The organism is Pseudomonas fluorescens (assembly GCF_000802965.1).
In the GTDB taxonomy this organism is placed as follows: domain Bacteria; phylum Pseudomonadota; class Gammaproteobacteria; order Pseudomonadales; family Pseudomonadaceae; genus Aquipseudomonas; species Aquipseudomonas fluorescens_A.
In genome coordinates, this window is sequence record NZ_JSAK01000020.1 from 170,041 (window position 1) to 192,716 (window position 22,676).

The window sequence follows — 22,676 nt, forward strand, 5'->3', positions numbered from 1 at the left end:
TACCAATGAGTTATAGCTGCTGGTTGGGAAAACGCCCGAACCGTCGGGCGGCCGTCATTATTTTGTCTGATTCAACACCTGTAACAGTGCTGCAGTTTGAGCGTCCGGCGTGCCGTCGAAGCGGGAAGGGCGGAAATGCATCTGAAAGGCTGAAATCACATGGCGGGTGGCGACGTCCAGCTCGCCGGTTTGCGGCGTGTCATAACCAAAGCGGGCCAACTGCGCCTGAAACCAGCTGATGCTGGGCAGTTGCGCTTCGAACTGTGCCTGTTGTCGTGCAACGGCTTGCTCGTTGGGCCAGATGCCGATGCCCTCCGCCGCGAGGCGCTTCCAGGGGAACAGCGGCCCCGGGTCCAGTTTGCGCAGCGGTGCGATGTCGCTGTGGCCGATGATGCTGCGCGGGTTGATGGCGTAGCGTGCGCTGATGTCCTTGAGCAAGAAGATCATGGACTCGACCTGCGCATCGCTGTAGGGATACCAGAGTCGCCCGGTCGGGGTGTCCTTGAAACCGGGATTGACGATTTCGATGCCGATGGAGCTGGAATTCAGCCATGTCCGGCCTTGCCATTGGCTTTCACCGGCGTGCCAGGCGCGCAGGTTTTCGTCCATCAACTTGTAGATGGTCGCGTTCTTGTCGTCGCCGATCAGGTAATGGCTGCTGACTTCGCCATGGGTCAACAACTGCAATGAGCGCTCAAGCGATGCATTGGTGTAATGCATCACCACGAACTGTATGCGGCTGTCGTGATTGGCTGAAACGTGACTGGTGTCGATACGAGGGCCGCTGGCGCAACCGGCCAGCAGCATCAGGGACACGATGAGAGCGAAATATTTCATGGCGGAAGGCAATACACGCAAGACAATAATGCAACAGTGTAACGTACTGCCCCGCGTGCGGAGGCCAATCGCGATGATTTAAACAAAATGGAACAATTGCCGATTAACCCAACTCGACCCGGTTCCGTCCGGCATTTTTTGCCCGATATAGCGCGAGATCGGCTCTTTTCAGGGCCAGATCGCTATGTTCTCCAGCCTTGAATGCTGTCAGCCCCATGGAAACCGTAATCGTCACGCGCTCACCCTTGAAGTGGAAAGGACACGCTTCGATGGCGGCTCGCAGGCTTTCCAGCAATTTCATCCCTGCCGCCGGCACCGTGGAAGGCATCAACAACACAAACTCCTCACCGCCAAACCGGGCAATGAAATCCGTCCCGCGTAAACGCTTGCGCAGAACGGTGGCAATGAGTTTCAGCACTTTGTCGCCTGCCAGGTGACCGTAGTTATCGTTGATATGCTTGAAGTGATCGAGGTCGAGCATCGCCAGCATCAGCGTGTTGCCGTGTTGTTGCCACTGGCTGATTTCGTGGTCCAGGCGTTCGCTCCAGGCTGCCCGGTTGGGCAGGCCGGTCAGCGGATCAATCAAGGCTTTCTGGCGCTGCTCTTCGAGGTGCTCGCGAAAGCCCGAGGCTTCCTGCTCCATGTGCGCCACCCGTTCCGCCAGGCTTTGCAGGCGGGCCGCCACTTCTTGCTCACGCTCATCGCGCTGCTGGCGGTGTTGATCCATGGTACCAAGCAAGCCTTCGAGGTGGTTTTCCAGCACATGCTTGAGGTCTTCCAGGTCAGCGGCTTCGTGCATGCTGCTCTGCAAACCATCGACCTGCTCGCGGATCTGTGTGTCCATGGCTTGTGCCGCAGAACGGTTGTCGGCGTGACCGGCGCTGGCGGCCTGCAGGTTGCTCTGGAACGACTCGAGGCGTTCGTTGAGCCTCTGCAAATAGGCCTCGAACTCGTGCTGGCCGCTGTCCGAGATCGCCAGCATCAACGTGGCAAGATCGTCGAGAATCGGCAGAAGCTCGTACCAGTTCAAACCGTTTTTCAGGCGAAGCCGCATCGATTCGGCTTGTGGACGATGGCGCTCGGGTAGCGTCAGGTCGTCGAGTAAACCCAGCAGTGTTTCTTCGATGTGCTTGGCCACCGAGCTGTAGGACGGCTCGGGCGAGTCCGGCAGGGCGTAAAGTACATCGTGCTCGGGTTGTCCCGGATCGAAGGCCGGGGGAATTGGCGAGTCGTCCGAAACGACCGTTGGGATCAGTTCGTCGGGGTTGATGCTTTCAGCCGGAGTCGCTGGCGTGACTGGCGCGTCCTCGGGTTGATCCTGTATTTCAAGCGTCGGGGCGAATTCTTGCTGCGGTGCTGGAACGGGTGGAGCAAATGCCCCAGTGACAGGAGGTTCTGGTGCCTCTGGCGATTGCTGCAACGAGTGAGGTTCGACAGCGGCAGGGCGTTCGGCCGCAAGCTCCGCGTGACGCGCATCGGCGGTGGGTTGAGGATCGACGAGGGCTGTCTCACTAGCCATAAGGCCTTCGGCAGGCTGGGCGATGGTGGGTTGCTCTGCCGGGACGGCGGCAGGAGTTGCCTCTTCCTCGGCGTCACGGTGCCCGAACAACCGCTGCAACAAGCCTGGTCGACCGGGTTCCGCCGGGCTCTCCAGTTGACTCAGGGCTTTGCCTTGCAACCCGCTCAGTTCACTGAGCAGCAATGGGATCTCGCGAGCCTGGCTGACGCGGTTATCCAGCTGTTTAGCGAAACTCTTGAGGGGGCGGCTCACTTCCCGAGGCAGCGGCAATTTTTGCAGCTGCGTGACCAGCGCATTCAGCGCAGCGCTGGTCTGGTTAACGCGGGTTTCACGGCGCTGCTCGGAGTCCAGCACGGCCTTTTCCAGGCGCGGGAGCAGGGCGGCCAGGCCGGCGTCCATGTCATCGGTGCGCACGACTTCGCGCATTTCCTTCATGCATTGGTCAACCGCGCGGTCAGTGCCTTCGGCGGCCAGGGTGCTGCGCACCAGCCCGCGGCGTAGCAAGTCGAGCCTGGCATCCCAGCGACGTTCGAGTTTTTCCTGTTGTTCGATGCTTTTGAGGTATTTCTCTTTCCAGCGCTGTGTTTCGTCGCTCATTCAAGGGATCCGCGAGGGGGCAGGACTCAACGCGGGGAATGCATCAGCCGTGAGCGAACCCGGCAGACGAATCTCTACCGCGACCGGCAGGTGATCGGAAATGGGTTGGGCCAGCACCTCGACCTTTTCAAGGGTCAGGCTCGGGCTCAGTAGAATGTGGTCCAGGCAGCGCTGCGGACGCCAGCTGGGGAATGTCGCTTCCAGTTGCGGGGCCAACAGGCCGAGGTCGCGCAACGGAGAGTTTTGCAGCAGGTCACTGGCATGGGTGTTCATGTCACCCATCAACACCTGGTGTTTGTAGCCACCGATCAACTCGCGGATGTAGGACAGTTGCAGGCTCCGGGCGCGAGCGCCCAGCGCCAGATGCATCATCACCACCACCAACGCTTCCGAGCCTTCGCCGAAACGCACCAGAATCGCTCCGCGACCCTTGGGGCCCGGCAGCGGGTGATCTTCAATCGCCCACGGGCGCAGGCGGCTGAGCACGCCATTGCTGTGCTGGCCGAGGCGACCGAGATTTCGATTGAGTTGTTGATACCAATAGGGAAAGGCGCCGAGCTGCGCCAGGTGTTCGACTTGATTGACGTAGCCTGAACGCAGGCTGCCGCCATCGGCCTCCTGCAAGGCGACCAGATCGAAGTCACCCAGCAGACTGCCGATTTTTTGCAGATTGTCGGCGCGCCCGGTATGCGGCAACAGGTGCTGCCAGCCTCGGGTCAGGTAATGCCGATAACGCTCGGTACTGATGCCGACCTGGATATTGAAACTGAGCAAGCGCAGACGGCTGTCTGCGGGCAAGCCCGTGGATTCCAGGTGATGCTCGTTGACCCGCGGATCATGCAGGCCAACGACGCGTTCAGTTCCCCAGCGGTGCATGGCAGGCGTCTCGTTTAGTTGGCAGCAGCCTTGTTAGCCGCTCGCTCTTGAGCAACCAGTTTATCGGCCAGTTGCAGGGCTTGTTCGGCACCGCCGGCAGAGCCGATGTCAAAACGGTACTTACCGTTGACGATCATGGTGGGTACGCCGGTGATTTCATATTTCTTGGCCAGTTCTTTGGCCTTGTTGATCTGACCCTTGATGGCGAAGGAGTCGAAAGTGGCCAGGAACTTGTCTTTGTCTACGCCTTGGGTAGCCAGGAAGTCCGCCATGTCATTCTTGTCGGTCAACTTCTTGTGTTCTTTCTGAATGGCCTCGAAAACCGCAGCGTGAACCTTGTGCTCAACGCCCATGGCTTCGAGGGTCAGGAACATTTGGCCGTGTGCGTCCCAAGGACCGCCGAACATGGCAGGGATGCGAACGAAGTTGACGTCGGAAGGCAGTTTTTCGACCCATGGATTGATCACAGGCTCGAATGCATAACAGTGTGGGCAGCCATACCAGAACAACTCCACCACTTCGATCTTGCCAGGTACGGCAACCTGAACCGGGTTGCTCAATTCGACATAAGGGGCGGCTGGGGCTTCGGCGGCCTGGGCAGTCATGCCGAACAGGCTGGCAGCGACAAGTGCGGCGCTGATGATCAGATTACGCATGCTTTACTCCTGGACAAATTTTATCGCCTCGCGCGACCTGTTTTCAGACAGGCCGGGGCGGGCTTGAGTTCTGTAGTGTAACGGCAGCGGCCACAAAAAAGGGCGGCCAAAGCCACCCTTTTTATACTTGCTGCGACGGATTAATCGAGCGTTAACGTTGCAGGAGATGTATGCCCTGATCAACGCCCGATTCGCCGGTCTTAGTGCAGGCCCTGAATGTAGCTGGACACTGCGGCGATGTCTTCGTCGCTCAGCTTTTTGGCAATGCTTTGCATTGGCTTGGTATCGCCGTCGTTGTTGCGCCCACCTTCTTCCTTGCGGAAATCGGTGAGTTGCTTGGCGACGTATTGAGCGTGTTGGCCACCCAGGTGCGGGAAGCCGGCAGCCGCGTTGCCTGCGCCGTTTGGCGAGTGGCAACCGGTGCAGGATGGCAAGCCCTTGGCCAGGTCACCGCCGCGGAACAGTGCTTCACCGCGAGCCACGACTTTCGGGTCGGCGGCGCCGACGCTGCCTTTCTGGCTGGCGAAGTAGGCGGCGATGTCCGCGAGATCCTGGTCGCTCAGGTTGGTCAGCAGGCCGGTCATTTCCAGAACGGTGCGCTTGCCCGACTTGATGTCGTGCAGCTGCTTGGTCAGGTAACGTTCACCTTGCCCCGCCAGTTTTGGAAAGTTTGGCGCCATGCTGTTGCCATCCGGGCCATGGCAGGCACCACATACGGCGGCTTTTGCCTGGCCTGCGGCGGCGTCACCAGGTTTTACTGGCTCACCTGCAGCATGGGCAATGCCGGAGATTCCCACGGTCAACAGCAGACTCACGATCAATTTGTTCATCAGCTAATCCAACTACGGCTAAGGGTTAAAGAGTTATGGACCGGGATCACTCGCTCATCCAGTGGATGATGGCCTGGTAATCCTCGGCACTGCAGTCCATGCACAAACCACGCGGCGGCATCGCCTTGAAACCCTGGGTCACGTGTTGCACCAGCGTCTCCATACCTTTCGCCAACCTCGGCGTCCAAGCTTCCTGATCGCCCTTGCGGGGCGCCATGGGTAGTTGGCCGGAATGACAGGCACCACAAACACGGTTGTACACAGCTTCCGGATCCTGTGTAGCCTGAGCGCTGTAAAGCGGCATCAAGACACCGGCAGCTAGCAGCCATTTCGTCATAAAACGACCTTTTCAGGGTTGAGAGCGTGTTGCGTTCTAATGCGCAATCAAGGTCTGTCGCTCTCGTGAACTTCATCCTTCGCTGGGACAAAGCGCACACAAAATCTGCGGCATTATATACTGGCGTCACTGAAACGGAAGCGACACTGCTTGCCGCGCCCATTCCCGGCGCCTCCCACATCGGAAATCCCATGCAACTCAAGAATCCCATCCTCGGTCTGTGCCAACAGTCCACCTTCATGCTCAGCGCCGCCAAAGTCGACCAATGTCCGGATGACGAAGGCTTTGAAGTCGCCTTCGCCGGGCGTTCCAACGCCGGCAAGTCCAGTGCGCTTAACACCCTGACCCATGCCAGCCTGGCGCGTACCTCGAAAACTCCAGGTCGCACACAGCTGTTGAACTTCTTCAAGCTAGACGATGAACGTCGTCTGGTCGACCTGCCGGGCTACGGTTATGCAAAAGTGCCGATCCCGCTCAAGCAACACTGGCAGCGTCACCTGGAAGCGTACCTGGGCAGTCGCGAGAGTTTGAAAGGTCTGATTTTGATGATGGACATCCGTCATCCAATGACAGACTTCGACTTGCTGATGCTCGATTGGGCAGTCGCCAGCGGCATGCCGATGCACATTCTGCTGACCAAAGCGGACAAGCTGACTTACGGCGCGGCCAAGAACACGTTGCTCAAGGTTCAGTCGGAAATCCGCAAGGGTTGGGGTGACGCCGTGACGATTCAGCTTTTTTCCGCGCCAAAACGCATGGGTCTGGAAGACGCCTACACTGTATTGGCAGGCTGGATGGAGCTGGCGGACAAGGGCGTTGAGGCGGCGGAGTAAGAAATCGCAGGCAAAAAAAACCCCGGACTTCTTATGGGGAGGGGGAAGTTCGGGGTCCAAGTTCTAGACCGCTAGGGCGGGGTCCAGATATCTGCCAACACTTAACACAACATAGGAGCATCGAAGGGCTTCACCAGCCATTCAGTAACTCTGAGTGGCGAAACCGCCGATTAGTTCAGAATATTTTCTAATGTGTTTGGAATAAGCCGACGCAGTTTCCGGATAAAACGCCCTATACCCCTTCTGCCGCGGCAGTATGCCGCAGCAGAAAGCGCCTGTTTCAGACGGCTCAGTGAGCCTCATCCCAGTTATTGCCCACGCCAACCTCAACCAGCAGCGGAACATCCAGTTTCGCCGCGCCGCTCATGTGCAGACGAATTTCTTCGCTGACCTGCTCGACCAGGTCTTCACGCACCTCAAGCACCAGTTCATCGTGCACTTGAAGGATGACTTTGGCATCAATGCCTGACGTGGATAGCCAGTTATCCACAGCGACCATGGCTTTCTTGATGATATCTGCCGCGGTGCCTTGCATCGGGGCGTTGATTGCCGTGCGCTCGGCGGCGGCGCGCTCTTGCGGTTTGTTGGAGTTGATCTCCGGCAGGTACAACCGGCGGCCGAAGAAGGTTTCCACGAAGCCTTGATCCGCCGCCTGCGCACGGGTGCGGTCCATGTACTCGCGAACGCCGGGATAACGGGCGAAGTAAGTGTCGATGTAGGCCTTGGCGGTCTTGGTATCGACGCCAATGTCCTTGCCCAGCTTCTGCGCGCCCATGCCGTAGATCAAACCGAAGTTGATCGCCTTGGCGCTGCGGCGCTGGTCGGAGGTCACGTCAGTGAGCTCGACCTTGAACACCTCGGCGGCAGTTGCGGTGTGCACGTCCAGGTTGTGGCGGAAGGCGTTCATCAAGCCTTCGTCCCGGGACAGGTGCGCCATGATCCGCAGCTCGATCTGCGAATAGTCCGCCGCCAGCAGTTTGTAACCGGTCGGCGCGACGAAGGCCTGACGGATGCGACGCCCTTCGGCAGTGCGCACCGGGATGTTCTGCAGGTTCGGATCGCTGGACGACAGGCGCCCGGTGGACGCTACCGCTTGGTGATACGAGGTGTGAATCCGCCCGGTGCGCGGGTTGATCTGTTCCGGCAAGCGATCGGTGTAAGTGCTTTTCAGCTTGCTCATGGAACGGTATTCCATCAGCACTTTAGGCAACCGGTAGTCGTCCTCGGCCAGTTTGGCCAGCACTTCTTCGGCGGTGGACGGTTGACCCTTGGCGGTCTTCTTCAGCACCGGCAGGCCGAGTTTTTCGTAAAGGATGACGCCGAGCTGCTTGGGCGAACCCAGGTTGAATTCTTCACCGGCAATTTCGAAGGCTTCACGCTCCAGCGCGACCATCTTGTCGCCCAGTTCGATGCTTTGCACGCCCAGCAGGGCAGCATCAACGAACGCGCCCTGACGTTCGATACGCGCCAGCACCGGCACCAGCGGGATTTCAATGTCGGTCAGGACGCTGGCCAGGCTTGGAATAGCATTGAGCTTCTCGAATAGCGCCTGATGCAGACGCAGGGTGATATCCGCATCCTCGGCGGCGTACGGCCCGGCCTGCTCAAGAGCAATCTGGTCGAAAGTCAGCTGCTTCGCGCCTTTGCCAGCGATGTCCTGGAAGCTCACCGTGGTGTGGTCCAGGTATTTCAGCGCCAGGCTGTCCATGTCATGGCGAGTGGCCGTGGAATTGAGCACGTAGGATTCGAGCATGGTGTCGAAAGCGATGCCACGCACGGTGATGCCGTTGGCCTGATCGCCACCGATGGCGCAGTTGGCCAGGATGTTCATGTCGAACTTGGCGTGCTGGCCGACCTTGAGTTTGTTCGGGTCTTCCAGAATCGGCTTGAGGGCACGCAGGACGGTGTCGCGATCCAGTTGCTCGGGTACACCGATGTAGGAATGGGTCAGCGGGATGTAGGCTGCTTCGTTGGCCTTCACGGCGAACGAAAGACCCACCAGTTGCGCCTGCTGGGCGTCGATGCCGGTGGTTTCCGTGTCGAAAGCGAACAGTTTGGCGTTGTTCAGTTTCTCCAGCCAGACATCGAAACGTGCCTGGTCGAGGATGGTTTCATACGCGGCTTCGACGACGGCCGCCGGTGCTGCGGCCTCGGCGGCGCTGAACAGATCGCCGGCCGGCTCTGGCGCGGCGGCAGCGCTCAGTTCAATTCGTTTGGCATCCCGTTGCAGATCGTTTATCCAGCTCTTGAATTCCAGCAGGGTGTACAGCTCGTAGAGTTTGTCCGGATCTTCCGCGCCCATCTTCAAGTCATCGAGGCCGATGTCCAACGGAACGTCGACCTTGATGGTCGCCAGTTGATAGGACAGGAACGCCATTTCCTTGTGCTCTTCGAGCTTGGCCGGCAGGGTTTTGGCGCCGCGAATCGGTAGGGTCGGCACGATATCGAGCTGCGCGTAGAGTTCGGTCAGGCCGCCGTTGACGCCCACCAGCAGACCGGAAGCCGTCTTCGGACCAATACCCGGTACGCCCGGGATGTTGTCGGACGAGTCGCCCATGAGCGCCAGATAATCGATGATCTGCTCGGGAGCGACGCCGAATTTCTCCTTCACGCCCTCCACGTCCATGCTGCTACCGGTCATGGTATTGACCAAGGTAATGTGGCCGTCGACCAGCTGTGCCATGTCCTTGTCGCCGGTGGAAATGACCACTGGACGATCGGCGGCCGCGCTGCTGCGGGCCAGGGTGCCGATCACGTCATCGGCCTCGACGCCTTCGACGCACAACAGCGGGAAGCCCAGGGCGATCACGCTCTGGTGCAGTGGCTCGATCTGCACGCGCATGTCATCGGGCATGCTCGGACGGTTGGCCTTGTATTCGGCGTACAAGTCATCGCGAAAAGTCCCACCCTTGGCGTCGAACACCACGGCGAACGGACTGTCCGGGTACTGCTTGCGCAGACTCTTGAGCATGTTCAACACGCCCTTGACCGCACCGGTCGGCAGGCCTTTGGATGTGGTCAGCGGTGGCAACGCGTGAAAGGCGCGGTACAGGTAAGAAGAACCGTCCACCAGGACGAGGGGGGCTTGGCTCATGAGCAGGATCAACCTTTTCGGCGGGTCCGGCGCTAGAATAGCGGGACCGTTGACGACAAAGGGACAAGGTTATCATGCGCACACTAAATCGCCTGTTGCTGGCTGGCTTGTTTGCAACCGTTCCACTGGCCGTCATGGCGGCGGACGATGCGCCGACTCCGGAGCCTGAAGTCACGATTCGCACGGAAGGAGACAAGGTCATTCAGGAATACCGCCAAAATGGTTTCCTGTACGCGATCAAGGTCACGCCGAAGGGGGCACCACCGTATTTCCTGGTGCGCGCGGACGGTACAGATGCAAACTTTATCCGCTCGGATCAGCCGGATATGCTGATTCCGTCGTGGAAGATCTTTGAGTGGAAATAGTTTCTTAATTTCAATCGGCGCTGGTCCTAGAGCGGCGCCCGTACTGGCAGTTTAAACATGTCTGTGTTCACCCCCCTGGCTCGGCCCGAGCTGGAAGCTTTTCTCGCCCCTTATGGCCTCGGCCGCCTGCTTGATTTCCAGGGGATTGCCGCCGGTAGCGAAAACACCAATTACTTTATCAGCCTGGAGCAGGGCGAATTCGTCCTGACGCTGGTCGAGCGTGGTCCGGTTCAGGAGATGCCGTTCTTCATCGAACTGCTCGATGTGCTGCACGAAGCCGACCTGCCGGTGCCTTACGCCCTGCGTACCACTGACGGCGTGGCGTTGCGTGAGCTGGCCGGCAAGCCTGCTTTGTTGCAACCGCGCCTGGCCGGCAAGCACATCAAGCAGGCCAACGCGCAACATTGCGCGCAGGTGGGCGAGTTGCTGGCGCATCTGCACCTGGCCACTCAGGCGGGAAACATGATCAAGCGCAAAACCGATCGTGGCCTGGACTGGATGCTGGAAGAGGGCACGGAGTTTTTGTCGCACCTGAATGATGAGCCGCGAGCGCTGCTGCAACGGGCGCTGGACGAAATCACTCAGCAGAAAGAGAAAATTCTGGCGCTGCCTCGGGCAAATATCCACGCGGACTTGTTTCGCGATAACGCGATGTTCGAAGGCACGCACCTGACCGGGCTGATCGATTTCTACAACGCCTGTTCGGGGCCGATGCTCTACGACGTGGCGATTGCCTTGAATGACTGGTGTTCGGACGATGATGGTTTGATTGACGGACCGCGGGCGCGGGCATTGCTGGGAGCTTATGCGGCGCTGCGGCCGTTTACGCCTGCCGAGGCCGAATTGTGGCCCACCATGCTGCGAGTGGCGTGTGTGCGGTTCTGGCTTTCACGCTTGATCGCGGCGGAATCTTTTGCCGGGCAGGACGTGTTGATTCATGATCCGATGGAGTTTCAATTGCGCTTGGCGCAGCGGCAGAAAGTCAGCACGCCGTTGCCGTTTGCCCTCTAACAAGCAAAAGATCGCAGCCTGCGGCAGCTCCTACAGAGAAATGCGAAACCCTGTAGGAGCCGGCTTGCTGGCGATGGTCGTTAACGATAACGCGTATGGCCTGGCTAAACGCGGCGTGCTTGAGTCCATCGCCAGCAAGCCGGCTCCGACAAGGGCTGCGATCTTTTTCGATGGTTACAACGACTCCAGACACCCCGCCAGATCATTCCCCAACTTTTCCAATACCTGCTCATACCCCTGTGCAGTCGCAGGCGTGTACCCGCCTAGCGCATCCAGCTCCGCCAGTTTCACCGGCAGGCCCGCCACCAGGGTTTCCGCCAAGCGCGGGCGCAACGGAGGTTCGCTGAACACGCAGGTCTTGCCGACTTCCTGCAACCGCGCGCGCATGGCCGCGACGTGTTGGGCGCCCGGTTGCACTTCGGCCGCGACACTGAACACGCCCGCATGCTTGAGACCGTAGGCGTCTTCGAAGTAGTCGAAGGCTTCGTGGAACACGAAGTAGGGTTTGCCCTCAATTCCTGTCAGACGTTTCTTCAGGCGCAGATCGAGCGCATCGAGACGTTCGTCGAAGGCCTTGAGGTTGCTCTGATAGCGCGCGGCATTCTCCGGATCGGCAGCACTCAGGTCGGCCGCCATTTTCGTGGCGATCACCCGGGCATTGATCGGCGACAACCACAAATGCGCGTCGAGGCTGCCGGGACGGTGATCATGATCATGCTCGTCGGCTTCTTCGGCGTGGGAATGGTTGTCTTCAGCGAAATGACGAAGCTTCAGCCCCGGCAAATCCTGCACGGCAACGCTCGGCAGCGTACGACCATTCAGCACGCGGGGCAGGAAACCTTCCATGTCCGGCCCGATCCAGTACAGCAGATCCACCGATTGCACCTTCCGTACGTCGGACGGGCGCAAGGCATAGTTGTGCGGTGAGGCGCCGGGCGGAAGCAACACTTCCGGAATCGCCACGCCGTCCTGCACGGCTGCGGCGATCAGTTGAAGCGGCTTGATGCTGGTGAGGACTTTGACCTCGGCTTGCGCTGAACCGATCAGCAGAAAACTTGCGATAAATGCGACAAAGATAGAAAAAAGTCGGGGCACGATGACTACTCGAAGAGGCGAGAACGGGTAACATAATAACGTCTCTCACAAAACTCGTCGCCGCTCATGCCTAAAACACCGATTGCCAGCCGTCCCCACGACCACTCTCATTGCGTTCACAGCGCTCTGTCGGAGGCCGATGCCCTGTGTGCACGCCAGGGGCTGCGTCTGACCGCTTTGCGCCGGCGGGTGCTGGAACTGGTGTGGCAAAGCCACAAGCCATTGGGCGCCTACGACATCCTCGCCGTGCTCAGCGAGCAGGACGGCCGCCGCGCTGCGCCGCCGACCGTGTACCGCGCGCTGGATTTCCTCTTGGAAAACGGCCTCGTTCATCGCATTTCATCGCTCAACGCCTTCATCGGCTGCAATCACCCGGAGCACGCGCACCAGGGCCAGTTCCTGATTTGCCGCGACTGCCACGCCGCCATTGAGCTCGAACAGAAATCCATCAGCGACGCGATCGTCGACAGCGCCAAAGATGTCGGGTTTGTCGTCGAAGCTCAGACCGTCGAAGTGATCGGGCTGTGCTCGGGTTGCCAGGGGGCTTGATGAGCAACGCGCTGATCCGCCTCGAGCAGGTTGCCGTCACATTTGCCGGGCAAAGTGTGCTGGATAACATCGAGCTGAGCGTCGAGCCGGGGCAGATTGTCACCCTGATAGGCCCCAATGGCGCCGGCAAGACTACGCTGGTGCGCGCCGTGCTCGGCTTGTTGAAACCGGACAGTGGCACTGTCTGGCGCAAGCCGAAACTGCGCGTCGGCTACATGCCGCAAAAACTTCACGTCGATCCGACCCTGCCGCTCTCGGTGCTGCGCTTCTTGCGCCTGGTTCCCGGTGTCGACCGTGCGATGGCATTGGCGGCACTCAAGGAAGTCGGCGCCGAGCAGGTGATCGACAGCCCGGTGCAAAGTGTTTCCGGCGGTGAAATGCAGCGTGTCTTGCTGGCCCGGGCCTTGTTGCGCGAACCGGAATTGCTGGTGCTCGACGAGCCTGTACAAGGCGTCGACGTGGCCGGCCAGGCCGAACTCTACAGCCTGATCACCCGCCTGCGTGACCGTCACGGTTGCGGGGTGTTGATGGTTTCCCATGATTTGCATCTGGTGATGAGCACAACCGATCAGGTGGTTTGCCTGAATCGCCATGTCTGCTGCTCCGGCCACCCCGAGCAGGTCAGTGGAGATCCGGCCTTCGTCGAGCTGTTCGGAAAAAACGCACAGAGTCTGGCGATTTATCACCACCATCACGACCACGCCCACGACCTGCACGGTTCGGTGGTCAAGGCGCCCGCGTCGGGCCATAACCATGTCCACGGAGATAGCTGCAAGCATGGCTGATTTTCTGCTTTACGCCCTGCTCGCAGGTCTGGCTCTGGCAGTGGTCGCGGGACCGCTGGGTTCATTCGTGGTCTGGCGGCGCATGGCCTATTTTGGCGACACCCTGTCCCACGCGGCTTTGCTGGGTGTGGCATTGGGCTTCCTGCTGGATGTCAGCCCGACCGTTGCAGTGACCGTAGGCTGTTTGCTCTTGGCGGTGTTGCTGGTGACCCTTCAACAGCGCCAACCGCTGGCGTCTGACACGCTTTTGGGAATTCTCGCACCGAGCACCCTCTCTTTGGGGCTGGTGGTACTAAGCTTCATGCACGAAGTGCGGATCGACCTGATGGCGTATCTGTTCGGCGACCTGCTGGCGATCAGCCCGACCGATCTGGCCTGGATTCTCGGCGGCAGCGCGGCGGTGCTGGGGTTGCTGGTGACGTTGTGGCGGCCATTGCTGGCAATTACCGTGCACGAGGAACTGGCGCGGGTCGAAGGCCTGCCCGTGGCGGGGTTGCGCATGGCGCTGATGCTGCTGATCGCCGTGGTAATTGCAGTGGCGATGAAAATCGTCGGTGTATTGCTGATTACTTCGTTGCTGATCATCCCGGCGGCTGCGGCGCAACGTCACGCTCGCTCACCGGAGCAGATGGCACTGGGCGCGAGCCTGTTGGGCATACTCGCCGTATGCGGCGGGCTGGCGCTGTCCTGGTTCAAGGACACCCCCGCCGGCCCATCGATCGTGGTAACGGCCGCCGCGCTGTTTCTGCTGAGTTTTGTTCTGCCCCGTCGAGGGGTGTAGACTTGCTCGTTTTTTGCGCAAATAGAGAGTCGCAGGAATGAAGTTCGCCTCCCGTTATCTGCTCCTTGTCGCATTTTCTTTGCTGCTGGGCGCTTGCCAAAGCACGCCACCGGCGGCCACTGAGGCCACCGATGCGCGGGCCACGGCCATTGCACAGCTTGAGCAAAGCCTCGCCAGCAGCGAGTTGGCCACGGCCGAAGATCAGCTGGCGGCTTTGCAGGCCGAATCGCCCAACGATCAATCCCTTGAGCAATATCAGCGGCAATTGGCCGAGGCCTATCTGATGCGCAGTCAGATTGTGTTGCAAAAAGGCGACGTGAATGCCGCGGCCACTGCTTTGGCCCGTGCCCGCGCGTTGATGCCCAAGGCTCCGGCGCTGACCGGTGGCGTCAACGGCTCCATCGCTCAAGCCCGCAAAGCTGAACTGGAAAAAGCCGAAGCCGCCCTCAAGGCTGCCGAAGCCCAGCCCAAAGCCAAGGTCATCGACCCGACGGCTGAAAGCACCACCGTTGCGTTGAACATCAACGATATGGCCAAGTTGCGTCGTCAACTGGACGCTATCGCCGCCGATGTAGTGAATTTTCAGTGTGATGTGAGCATTCAGGCGCCGCGCACGGATGACTATCCGTGGTTGGCGAATTTGCTGACCAAGCGAGTGAAGAAACTCGATCCGCAATTTGACCTGAACCTGGAGCGGCAGATTATTCGCAGCGTTCCGGCGCAGATGGTGTTGAGTCCGCGTAAGCCTTAAAAGAAAAGATCGCAGCCTGCGGCAGCTCCTACAGAGATGGGTGATTACCCTGTAGGAGCTGCCGAAGGCTGCGATCTTTTGCTTTATTACGCCGGAATCGCCTTCGCCTTCGGCTCCCGATCCCAAACCCGATGCTGCCCAATCGCCGCAAAAAACGGCTTGGCCAATTTGCCATTCGTGCCCACGATCAACCCCGCATCAACCTCCAGCTTCAACACATCCAGCAACTGCTTCGCCTCGCCATGCAACGCGATCGCTTTCAAGTGTTTGTAGGCCTCAAGCAGGTAGTGCAACGCAACGCCGTCCGCGCTCAGCGACTTGATTGACGCTGCACCTCCGGGTACGAACACCGCGTCGAAGGCAATGGACGGCATGCCTTCCATCGATGCATCCACCGGCAGCATTTTGCCGTCGGCGGTGGTGACCGGAGCCGAGGTAGGGCCGAGCAATTTAGCGTGCGCACCTTCGGCTTCCAGCGCTTTTTTCATTGCATCAATCGCGGCGCCATCAACGCCATTGGCCGCCAGAATCGCCACTTTGCGGGTTTTGATATCGCCCGGCAGCAGGTTGGCCTGGCTCAGGGCTGGCGAACGCTCCAAAGAGATTTTTGGCACGTCGACAGTTCCGGCTTTTGGCGCAGGCAGGCCGAGGTTCTGCGCCACGCGCTTGGCCAGCTCCAGATCGATGTTGGCGAGGATCTCGTTGACCTCACGCGCACGGATGAACTCTCGTTCAACCTTGCCCAGTTCAAAGCTATAGGCCGAGATGATGTGCTCTTGCTCGTGCTTGCTCATGCTGTGGAAGAACAGGCGCGCCTGGGAGAAGTGGTCGCTGAACGACTCGCTGCGCTGGCGGATTTTGTTGGCGTCGATACGTTCCGGATAACTCTCGAAGCCGCCGTCCTGAGCGGCGGGCGGGGTTTCTTTCGGCCAGCCGCCGTCGATGGAATTCGGCTCGTAGGAGGCGCGACCCTTATCGATGGTGGTGCGGTGCAGCGCATCGCGCTGACCGTTGTGGAACGGTGCTACCGGACGGTTGATCGGGATTTCGTGAAAATTCGGTCCACCGAGTCGGCTGATCTGCGTGTCGGTGTAGGAAAACAGCCGACCTTGTAGCAGCGGATCATTGGAGAAGTCGATCCCCGGCACGATATGCCCTGGGCAAAAAGCGACCTGCTCGGTTTCAGCGAAGAAATTGTCCGGATTGCGGTTGAGGGTCATTTTCCCCAGCGGCGTAATGGGGACGAGCTCTTCGGGAATCAGCTTGGTGGGGTCGAGGATGTCGAAATCGAAGGCGTGTTCGTTTTCCTCCTCGATGACCTGGACGCCCAGCTCCCACTCCGGATAGTCCCCCATTTCGATGGCTTCCCAGAGATCGCGACGGTGGTAATCGGTGTCTTTGCCCGCCAGTTTCTGCGCTTCGTCCCACACGAGGGAGCAAGTGCCGGCTGTAGGACGCCAGTGGAATTTCACAAAGCGCGATTTACCTTCGGCGTTGATCAACCGGAAGGTGTGCACGCCGAAGCCCTGCATGCTGCGCAGGCTTTTCGGGATGGCCCGGTCGGACATGGCCCAGATCACCATGTGCGCTGATTCCGGGACCAACGAAACAAAGTCCCAGAACGTATCGTGGGCCGAGCCGCCGGTAGGAATCTCGTTGTGCGGTTCGGGTTTTACCGCGTGGACGAAATCCGGAAACTTGATGGCGTCCTGAATGAAAAACACCGGCATGTTGTTGCCCACCAGGTCGAAGTTACCTTCGTCGGTGAAGAACTTCACGGCAAACCCACGTACATCGCGCACGGTATCGCCGGAACCACGGGGGCCCTGCACGGTAGAAAACCGAACGAACACGGGTGTCTGCTTCCCAGGATCTTGTAGGAAACCGGCTTTGGTAAGGACGGAGTGGTTCTCGTAGGACTGGAAGAAACCATGGGCGCCCGTACCCCGCGCATGCACGATGCGCTCGGGAATGCGTTCATGGTCAAAGTGCGTGATCTTTTCACGCATGATGAAATCTTCCAGCAGCGACGGCCCACGGGCGCCGACCTTCAGGGTGTTCTGATTGTCCGCCACCTTCACGCCTTGATTGGTGCGCAAGGCCTGGCCGGTGGCGTCGGAGCGGAAGTTTTCCAGGCTATCGAGTTTGGTGTTGGTGTTGCTGCGGTCCGGGGTATCGGTCCCGGCCAGTGCGCTCTTGGGGGCGGCAGGCTTTTTCGTACTCATCAGGCGTAACTCCTCGGGGTATTTTCGAGATGCTTAAGTAGTGACTGATGAGGGTTTTAGCCGTTCCTTTTATCTGACCTTTGATCGCGTTATTGCCAAATGACTGGATGAATGCGAAATAAATGCTAAGAACCTCTATACGGACAGGCTAAAATGCGCGCCCGGCTAACCGCTGATCCTTTTCCAACGCGCCCCACAAGGTTCGCTACGTGATCGAGTTTCAAAACGTCCATAAAACCTACCGCGTCGCCGGTAAGGATATCCCCGCCCTGCACCCGACCAGTCTGACGATTGAGAACGGCCAGGTCTTCGGCCTCATCGGCCACTCCGGTGCGGGAAAAAGTACCCTGCTGCGTCTGATCAATCGCCTGGAGAACTCCAGTGGCGGCAAGATCTTCGTCGACGGCGAAGAAGTCACCGCGCTCGACGCCAACGGCCTGCGCCGTTTCCGTCAACAAGTCGGGATGATCTTCCAGCACTTCAACCTGCTGGCATCCAAGACCGTTGCCGACAACGTCGCGCTGCCGCTGACGCTGGCGGGTGAAATGTCCCGTGCTGAAATCGACCAGCGCGTCGCCGAATTGCTGGCGCGGGTGGGTTTGTCCGACCACGCCAACAAGTACCCGGCGCAATTGTCCGGCGGGCAAAAGCAGCGCGTCGGCATTGCCCGCGCCCTGGCGACCAAGCCGAAAATTCTGCTATGCGATGAAGCCACCAGCGCCCTCGACCCGCAAACCACGGCGTCGGTCCTGCAATTGCTGGCCGAGATCAATCGCGAGCTGAAGCTGACCATCGTGCTGATCACCCATGAAATGGACGTGATCCGCCGGGTCTGCGACCAGGTTGGCGTGATGGACGCTGGCGTGATTGTCGAGCAAGGCACGGTGGCCGATGTGTTCCTGCATCCGAAACACCCGACCACCAAGCGCTTCGTGCAAGAAGACGAACAGATCGACGAAGGCGAACAGCGCGATGACTTCGCTCACGTGCCGGGTCGCATCGTACGTCTGACCTTCCAGGGCGAAGCGACCTACGCGCCGCTGCTCGGAACCGTCGCTCGCGAAACGGGTGTGGACTACAGCATCCTGGCCGGTCGCATCGATCGCATCAAAGACATCCCTTACGGGCAACTGACCCTGGCCGTGACCGGTGGTGACATGGAAGCGGCCTTCGCCCGCTTCACCGCAGCCGACGTCCACATGGAGGTGCTGCGCTAATGGAAGCCCTGACTACTTTCTTCGCCAACATCGACTGGTTCGAAATCTGGCTGGCCACCGGCGACACCTTGCTGATGCTCGGCGGTTCGCTGTTGTTCACGGTATTGCTGGGCCTGCCGCTGGGCGTGTTGCTGTTCCTTTGCAGCCCGCGTCAGTTGCTCGAGGCCAAAGGCGTGTACGCGATGCTGTCACTGGTGGTGAACATCCTGCGTTCGCTGCCGTTCATCATTCTCCTGATCGTGATGATTCCGTTCACGGTGTTGATCACCGGTACGTCCCTCGGTGTCGCGGGTGCGATCCCGCCATTGGTGGTGGGCGCCACGCCGTTCTTCGCACGATTGGTTGAGACCGCGTTGCGTGAAGTGGATCGCGGCATTATCGAAGCGACTCAGTCCATGGGCGCAACGACGCGGCAGATCATCACCAATGCCTTGCTGCCTGAAGCCCGTCCCGGCATCTTTGCGGCGATTACGGTGACAGCCATTACACTGGTGTCCTACACGGCAATGGCCGGTGTAGTCGGCGCGGGTGGGCTGGGTGACCTGGCGATCCGGTTCGGTTACCAGCGTTTCCAGACTGACGTGATGGTGGTCACGGTGGTGTTGCTGCTGGTGCTGGTACAGGTCCTGCAAACCGTCGGCGACAAACTGGTTGTCCACTTCTCTCGTAAATGATCAATGAGCCGGCCATTCGCTGGCAGGCGCCAAACGGGCGCCGCAAGCGGGCACCCACAAGGAGTTAGCTGTATGAAAAAACTACTCGTCGCATTCGCTGCCGTTGCAGCCTTTTCCGCCCACGCCGACACCCTGACTGTCGCGGCGACCCCGGTCCCACACGCGGAAATCCTCGAGTTCGTTAAACCGGCCCTGGCCAAAGAAGGCGTGGAGCTGAAGGTAAAAGTTTTCACCGACTACATCCAGCCGAACGTACAGGTTGCCGAAAAACGCCTGGACGCCAACTTCTTCCAGCACCAGCCGTACCTCGATGAGTTCAACAAGGCCAAGGGCACTAACCTGGTTTCCGTGGCCGGCGTGCACCTGGAACCGCTGGGCGCTTACTCCAGCAAGTACAAAGCGCTGACCGAATTGCCGGGCGGCGCCAACGTGGTGATCCCGAACGATGCCACCAACGGCGGCCGTGCGCTGTTGCTGCTGGCCAAGGCCGGCCTGATTACTTTGAAGGATCCGACCAACATCCTGTCGACCGTCAAAGACATCACCGCGAACAGTAAAGACCTGAAGTTCCGCGAACTGGAAGCCGCGACCATCCCGCGCGTGCTGACCCAGGTTGACCTGGCCCTGATCAACACCAACTACGCGCTGGAAGCCAAGCTTGATCCGGCCAAGGATGCGCTGGTCATCGAAGGCAGCGACTCGCCTTACGTGAACATCCTGGTCGCTCGTCCGGAAGACAAGGACAGCGCCGCGATGCAGAAACTGGTTGCTGCACTGCACAGCCCTGAAGTGAAAGCCTTCATTCTTGAGAAGTACAAAGGCGCGGTCGTGCCGGCGTTCTGATCTGAAGCGGTAACAAAAATGGGGCGCATTGAATGCGCCCCATTTTTTTATGCCTGAAATACAGCCCCTGTAGGAGCCGGCTTGCTGGCGATGGAGCCAAGTGCGCCGCGTTTATCCAGGCCACACGCATTATCGCTAACGACCATCGCCAGCAAGCCGGCTCCTACAGGGTTATGCATTTCCCCGTAGGCGCAACGCGTAGTGATTACTGACGCTTGAGCATCACCGGCAATTGCGCCACCAGCTTCACATTATTCAACGGCGCCCGAATGAACCCGCGCTGCGTCCCGTCCGGCCCGATCACGGCCAGATTGCCGCTGTGATCGACGGTGTAGTTCGGCTTGCTGGTATCCGCCGGGATGAACGGAATGCTCACCGCGTTGGCGACTTTCTGCAGTTCTTCAATAGACGTCGGCGTCAGGCCGATGAACTGCGGGTCGAAGTAACCCAGGTACTGCTTGAGTTGTTTCGGCGTATCACGATTCGGGTCGACGCTGACCAGCACGATCTGCAACTTGTCCACAGCCTCCGGCGGCAACTCGCTTTTGATCTGGCGCAGTTGGGCGAGGGTGGTTGGGCAGATGTCCGGGCAGAAGGTGTAGCCGAAAAACAGCAGGCTCCACTTACCTTTCAGTTCGTTGATAGCCACAGGTTTGCCGTCCTGATCGGTCATCGTCACGTCCGGTAGGTTGCGGCTTTGTGGCAACAAAATAATGCCAGCGTCGATCAGTGCCGTCGGGTCGCCCTGGCCTTTGCCGGAGAGCACTTTGTTGATGGTCAGGCCCAGGACCAGCGCGATCATGGCGACGAGAATGAAGACGGTTTTCTGGGTTCGGGTCATAGGTTCAACAATAAGTAGTGGTCTACGAGCAGGGCGATGAACAGCAGGAACAAGTAGTAAATAGAGTACTTGAAGGTGTTGATCGCCGCGTGCGGCCGAGTGCCACGGTACAGCACCACGGCCCATTGCAGAAACCTCGCGCCGAGGACGATGGCGCAAATCAGGTAGAGCAGGCCGCTCATGTGGATCACGTATGGCATCAGGCTGACGGCCAGCAACGCGCCGGTATAAAGCAGGATGTGGAGCTTGGTGTAATGCTCGCCGTGGGTGACCGGCAGCATCGGAATGTCGGCCTTGGCGTATTCCTCTTTGCGGTGGATCGCCAGCGCCCAGAAGTGCGGTGGGGTCCAGGCGAAGATGATCAGCACCAGCAGGAGCGGTTCGGCACTGACATGGCCGGTGGCAGCGGTCCAGCCGAGCAGTGGTGGAGCGGCACCGGCCAGGCCGCCGATGACGATGTTCTGCGGCGTCGCACGCTTGAGAAAACCGGTGTAGACCACCGCGTAGCCGAGCAGGGAGGCGAGGGTCAGCCACGCGGTCAGCGGATTGGTGAAGGCCAGCAACAAGGCCTGGCCGAGCAGCGCCAGCACCAAGGCAAAGGTCAGCGCCGCGGCCGGTGACACCCGGCCTTCAGCCAAAGGGCGTTTGTGGGTGCGCGCCATGACGGCATCGATCCGCCGATCCACCACATGATTGACCGCTGCCGCGCCACCGGCACACAAGGCGATTCCCAGATTGCCGAACACCAGCACCGTCCACGGCACCCCGGCGCGGGTCGCGAGGAACATCCCCACCAGCGAGGTGATGAGCATCAGCACCACCACTTTCGGCTTGGTCAGCTCCAGGTAATCACGCCAGATCGCCTGACTGTGACGTTCGCCGATCAGAATCGCCATGGCATCTCTCCTTTTATTGTTATGGGCCCGGCTGAATGTTTACGCGGGCTGAAGCGCCAGCGTGTCGGCTGCTTGACCCGAACCAGACTGGTTCGCGCGTGATAATTGACCAGCACCATCGTTAGCAGCAGCGCGGCGCCCCCGGCGTTGTGCGCGACAGCCACCGGCAGTGGCAGATGAAACAGCACATTGCTGATGCCCAGGGTGATTTGTGCGGCGAGGGCAATCAGCACCAGGCCTGCCAGGCGCGTCATGCCAACCACCTTCAGTTGCCAGGCCAGGCCGAGCAGCACCAGCGTCACCAGCAACGCGCCGATACGGTGAGTCAGGTGAATGGCGGTGCGGGCGTTGCTGTCCAGTTGCCCACCGAGGTAGTTCGGGCCGATGTGTTGGGTCAGGTGAAAGCCATTGGCGAAGTCTGCAGGGGGCAGCCATTGGCCGTGGCAGGTCGGAAAGTCGATGCAGGCCACGGCGGCGTAATTGGAACTGACCCAGCCGCCGAGGGCGATTTGCCCGATCACCAGCAGCAGCCCGGCAGTCGCCCAATACTGCAAACGCCGTGGGACGGTCAGCGCTGGCAGCACGCCGGACAGCCGCAGTGTGAGCAAAAACAGCAGACTCAATGTGGCAAAGCCGCCGAGCAAATGCCCGGTCACCACTTGCGGCCAGAGCTTGAGCGTCACCGTCCACATGCCGAACGCCGCTTGGGCGAATACCACCGCCAACAGGAACAACGGCAATTTCACCGGTTGCCCCGGATGCCGACGATGAACCCAGGCGCGCCCGGCCAACACCGAGATCAGCAACCCGAGCGTGCCGGCGAAGTAGCGGTGGATCATCTCGTTCCAGCCCTTGTGGGCTTCGACGGGCGTATCAGGAAAATGCAATTCGGCATGGGCCAGTTGCGCTTCGCTTTTCGGCACGCTGATGAAGCCATAACAGCCCGGCCAATCCGGGCAACCGAGGCCGGCGTGGGTCAGGCGGGTGTAGGCGCCGAGCAACACCACAATCAGTGCCAGCAAGGTGGCAAACAGCGCGAGGCGAAATCCAGGTTTGGCCATGAC

The 22,676-nt window shown here is 59.7% G+C and carries 22 protein-coding genes; 10 read left to right on the forward strand and 12 right to left on the reverse strand.

Annotated elements, in window-relative coordinates:
* Positions 1-57: 57 nt before the first annotated feature.
* The 6 genes from NL64_RS18135 to NL64_RS18160 form a co-directional block, all read right to left on the reverse strand.
* The gene (locus NL64_RS18135; RefSeq protein WP_034149445.1) at positions 58-837 is read right to left on the reverse strand and encodes an N-acetylmuramoyl-L-alanine amidase; all 780 of its coding nucleotides are present in this window, start codon (positions 835-837) and stop codon (positions 58-60) included.
* Positions 838-940: 103 nt separating this feature from the next.
* The gene (locus NL64_RS18140; protein WP_034149446.1) at positions 941-2,953 is read right to left on the reverse strand and encodes a GGDEF domain-containing protein; all 2,013 of its coding nucleotides are present in this window, start codon (positions 2,951-2,953) and stop codon (positions 941-943) included.
* On the reverse strand, positions 2,954-3,829 hold the full coding sequence (locus tag NL64_RS18145) for an endonuclease/exonuclease/phosphatase family protein (RefSeq protein WP_034149447.1): 876 nt from the start codon (positions 3,827-3,829) through the stop codon (positions 2,954-2,956).
* A gap of 14 nt (positions 3,830-3,843) precedes the next feature.
* Positions 3,844-4,485, reverse strand: a complete 642-nt coding sequence (locus tag NL64_RS18150; protein ID WP_034149448.1) for a thiol:disulfide interchange protein DsbA/DsbL — start codon at positions 4,483-4,485, stop codon at positions 3,844-3,846.
* Positions 4,486-4,685: 200 nt separating this feature from the next.
* Entirely contained in the window at positions 4,686-5,315 is a 630-nt protein-coding gene (locus NL64_RS18155; protein ID WP_020798036.1) for a c-type cytochrome, read from the reverse strand.
* A 46-nt stretch (positions 5,316-5,361) separates the two neighbouring features.
* Positions 5,362-5,652, reverse strand: coding sequence for a c-type cytochrome (locus tag NL64_RS18160; protein WP_034149449.1), 291 nt, complete (start codon positions 5,650-5,652; stop codon positions 5,362-5,364).
* Between the two features lie 191 nt (positions 5,653-5,843).
* On the opposite strand from NL64_RS18160, the gene yihA reads away from it, so the two are divergent.
* A complete protein-coding gene (gene yihA, locus NL64_RS18165; protein WP_034149450.1) occupies positions 5,844-6,485 on the forward strand; it encodes a ribosome biogenesis GTP-binding protein YihA/YsxC in 642 nt (213 codons plus the stop codon).
* Between the two features lie 289 nt (positions 6,486-6,774).
* Here yihA and polA read toward each other — a convergent pair whose 3' ends face one another.
* On the reverse strand, positions 6,775-9,579 hold the full coding sequence (gene polA, locus NL64_RS18170; protein WP_034149451.1) for a DNA polymerase I: 2,805 nt from the start codon (positions 9,577-9,579) through the stop codon (positions 6,775-6,777).
* 74 nt (positions 9,580-9,653) lie between these two features.
* Between polA and NL64_RS18175 the strand changes: the two genes are divergently transcribed.
* Both NL64_RS18175 and NL64_RS18180 read left to right on the forward strand, forming a co-directional pair.
* Entirely contained in the window at positions 9,654-9,944 is a 291-nt protein-coding gene (locus tag NL64_RS18175) for a DUF2782 domain-containing protein (RefSeq protein WP_034149452.1), read from the forward strand.
* A 57-nt stretch (positions 9,945-10,001) separates the two neighbouring features.
* Complete coding sequence (locus tag NL64_RS18180; RefSeq protein ID WP_034149453.1) at positions 10,002-10,955, forward strand: homoserine kinase; 954 nt, start codon at positions 10,002-10,004, stop codon at positions 10,953-10,955.
* Between the two features lie 174 nt (positions 10,956-11,129).
* On the opposite strand, the gene NL64_RS18185 is transcribed toward NL64_RS18180, so the two are convergent.
* The gene (locus NL64_RS18185) at positions 11,130-12,050 is read right to left on the reverse strand and encodes a zinc ABC transporter substrate-binding protein ZnuA (protein WP_034149454.1); all 921 of its coding nucleotides are present in this window, start codon (positions 12,048-12,050) and stop codon (positions 11,130-11,132) included.
* A gap of 66 nt (positions 12,051-12,116) precedes the next feature.
* On the opposite strand from NL64_RS18185, the gene zur reads away from it, so the two are divergent.
* Genes zur through NL64_RS18205 form a run of 4 tightly spaced genes read left to right on the forward strand, consistent with a single transcriptional unit; the run spans position 12,117 to position 14,916 of the window.
* Positions 12,117-12,599, forward strand: coding sequence for a zinc uptake transcriptional repressor Zur (gene zur / locus NL64_RS18190; protein ID WP_034149455.1), 483 nt, complete (start codon positions 12,117-12,119; stop codon positions 12,597-12,599).
* The gene (gene znuC, locus NL64_RS18195; protein ID WP_034149456.1) at positions 12,599-13,384 is read left to right on the forward strand and encodes a zinc ABC transporter ATP-binding protein ZnuC; all 786 of its coding nucleotides are present in this window, start codon (positions 12,599-12,601) and stop codon (positions 13,382-13,384) included. The genes zur and znuC overlap by 1 nt, the downstream gene beginning before the upstream one ends.
* Positions 13,377-14,165: a zinc ABC transporter permease subunit ZnuB gene (gene znuB, locus NL64_RS18200; RefSeq protein ID WP_034149457.1), complete on the forward strand. Its 789-nt coding sequence runs from the start codon at positions 13,377-13,379 to the stop codon at positions 14,163-14,165. The genes znuC and znuB overlap by 8 nt, the downstream gene beginning before the upstream one ends.
* A gap of 37 nt (positions 14,166-14,202) precedes the next feature.
* Entirely contained in the window at positions 14,203-14,916 is a 714-nt protein-coding gene (locus NL64_RS18205) for a PA5502 family lipoprotein (protein WP_034149458.1), read from the forward strand.
* Positions 14,917-15,002: 86 nt separating this feature from the next.
* Here the strand turns inward: NL64_RS18205 and katE are convergent, their stop codons facing one another.
* Complete coding sequence (gene katE / locus NL64_RS18210; RefSeq protein WP_034149459.1) at positions 15,003-17,141, reverse strand: catalase HPII; 2,139 nt, start codon at positions 17,139-17,141, stop codon at positions 15,003-15,005.
* 209 nt (positions 17,142-17,350) lie between these two features.
* On the opposite strand from katE, the gene NL64_RS18215 reads away from it, so the two are divergent.
* The 3 genes from NL64_RS18215 to NL64_RS18225 all read left to right on the forward strand — a co-directional run bounded on the left by NL64_RS18215 (position 17,351) and on the right by NL64_RS18225 (position 19,875).
* Positions 17,351-18,358, forward strand: a complete 1,008-nt coding sequence (locus NL64_RS18215; protein ID WP_034149460.1) for a methionine ABC transporter ATP-binding protein — start codon at positions 17,351-17,353, stop codon at positions 18,356-18,358.
* Positions 18,358-19,032: a methionine ABC transporter permease gene (locus NL64_RS18220; protein WP_034149461.1), complete on the forward strand. Its 675-nt coding sequence runs from the start codon at positions 18,358-18,360 to the stop codon at positions 19,030-19,032. The genes NL64_RS18215 and NL64_RS18220 overlap by 1 nt, the downstream gene beginning before the upstream one ends.
* 72 nt (positions 19,033-19,104) lie before the next feature.
* The gene (locus NL64_RS18225) at positions 19,105-19,875 is read left to right on the forward strand and encodes a MetQ/NlpA family ABC transporter substrate-binding protein (protein ID WP_034149462.1); all 771 of its coding nucleotides are present in this window, start codon (positions 19,105-19,107) and stop codon (positions 19,873-19,875) included.
* Positions 19,876-20,080: 205 nt separating this feature from the next.
* On the opposite strand, the gene NL64_RS18230 is transcribed toward NL64_RS18225, so the two are convergent.
* From NL64_RS18230 to NL64_RS18240, 3 genes are read right to left on the reverse strand one after another with little or no spacing between them, the layout of a single operon-like run.
* Positions 20,081-20,716 (reverse strand): SCO family protein, encoded by a 636-nt coding sequence (locus tag NL64_RS18230; RefSeq protein ID WP_034149463.1) that lies wholly within the window; start codon positions 20,714-20,716, stop codon positions 20,081-20,083.
* The gene (gene cyoE / locus NL64_RS18235) at positions 20,713-21,612 is read right to left on the reverse strand and encodes a heme o synthase (RefSeq protein ID WP_034149464.1); all 900 of its coding nucleotides are present in this window, start codon (positions 21,610-21,612) and stop codon (positions 20,713-20,715) included. Before cyoE ends, NL64_RS18230 begins: the two co-directional genes overlap by 4 nt.
* On the reverse strand, positions 21,600-22,673 hold the full coding sequence (locus NL64_RS18240; protein WP_034149465.1) for a COX15/CtaA family protein: 1,074 nt from the start codon (positions 22,671-22,673) through the stop codon (positions 21,600-21,602). The genes cyoE and NL64_RS18240 overlap by 13 nt, the downstream gene beginning before the upstream one ends.
* Positions 22,674-22,676 lie beyond the last annotated feature (3 nt).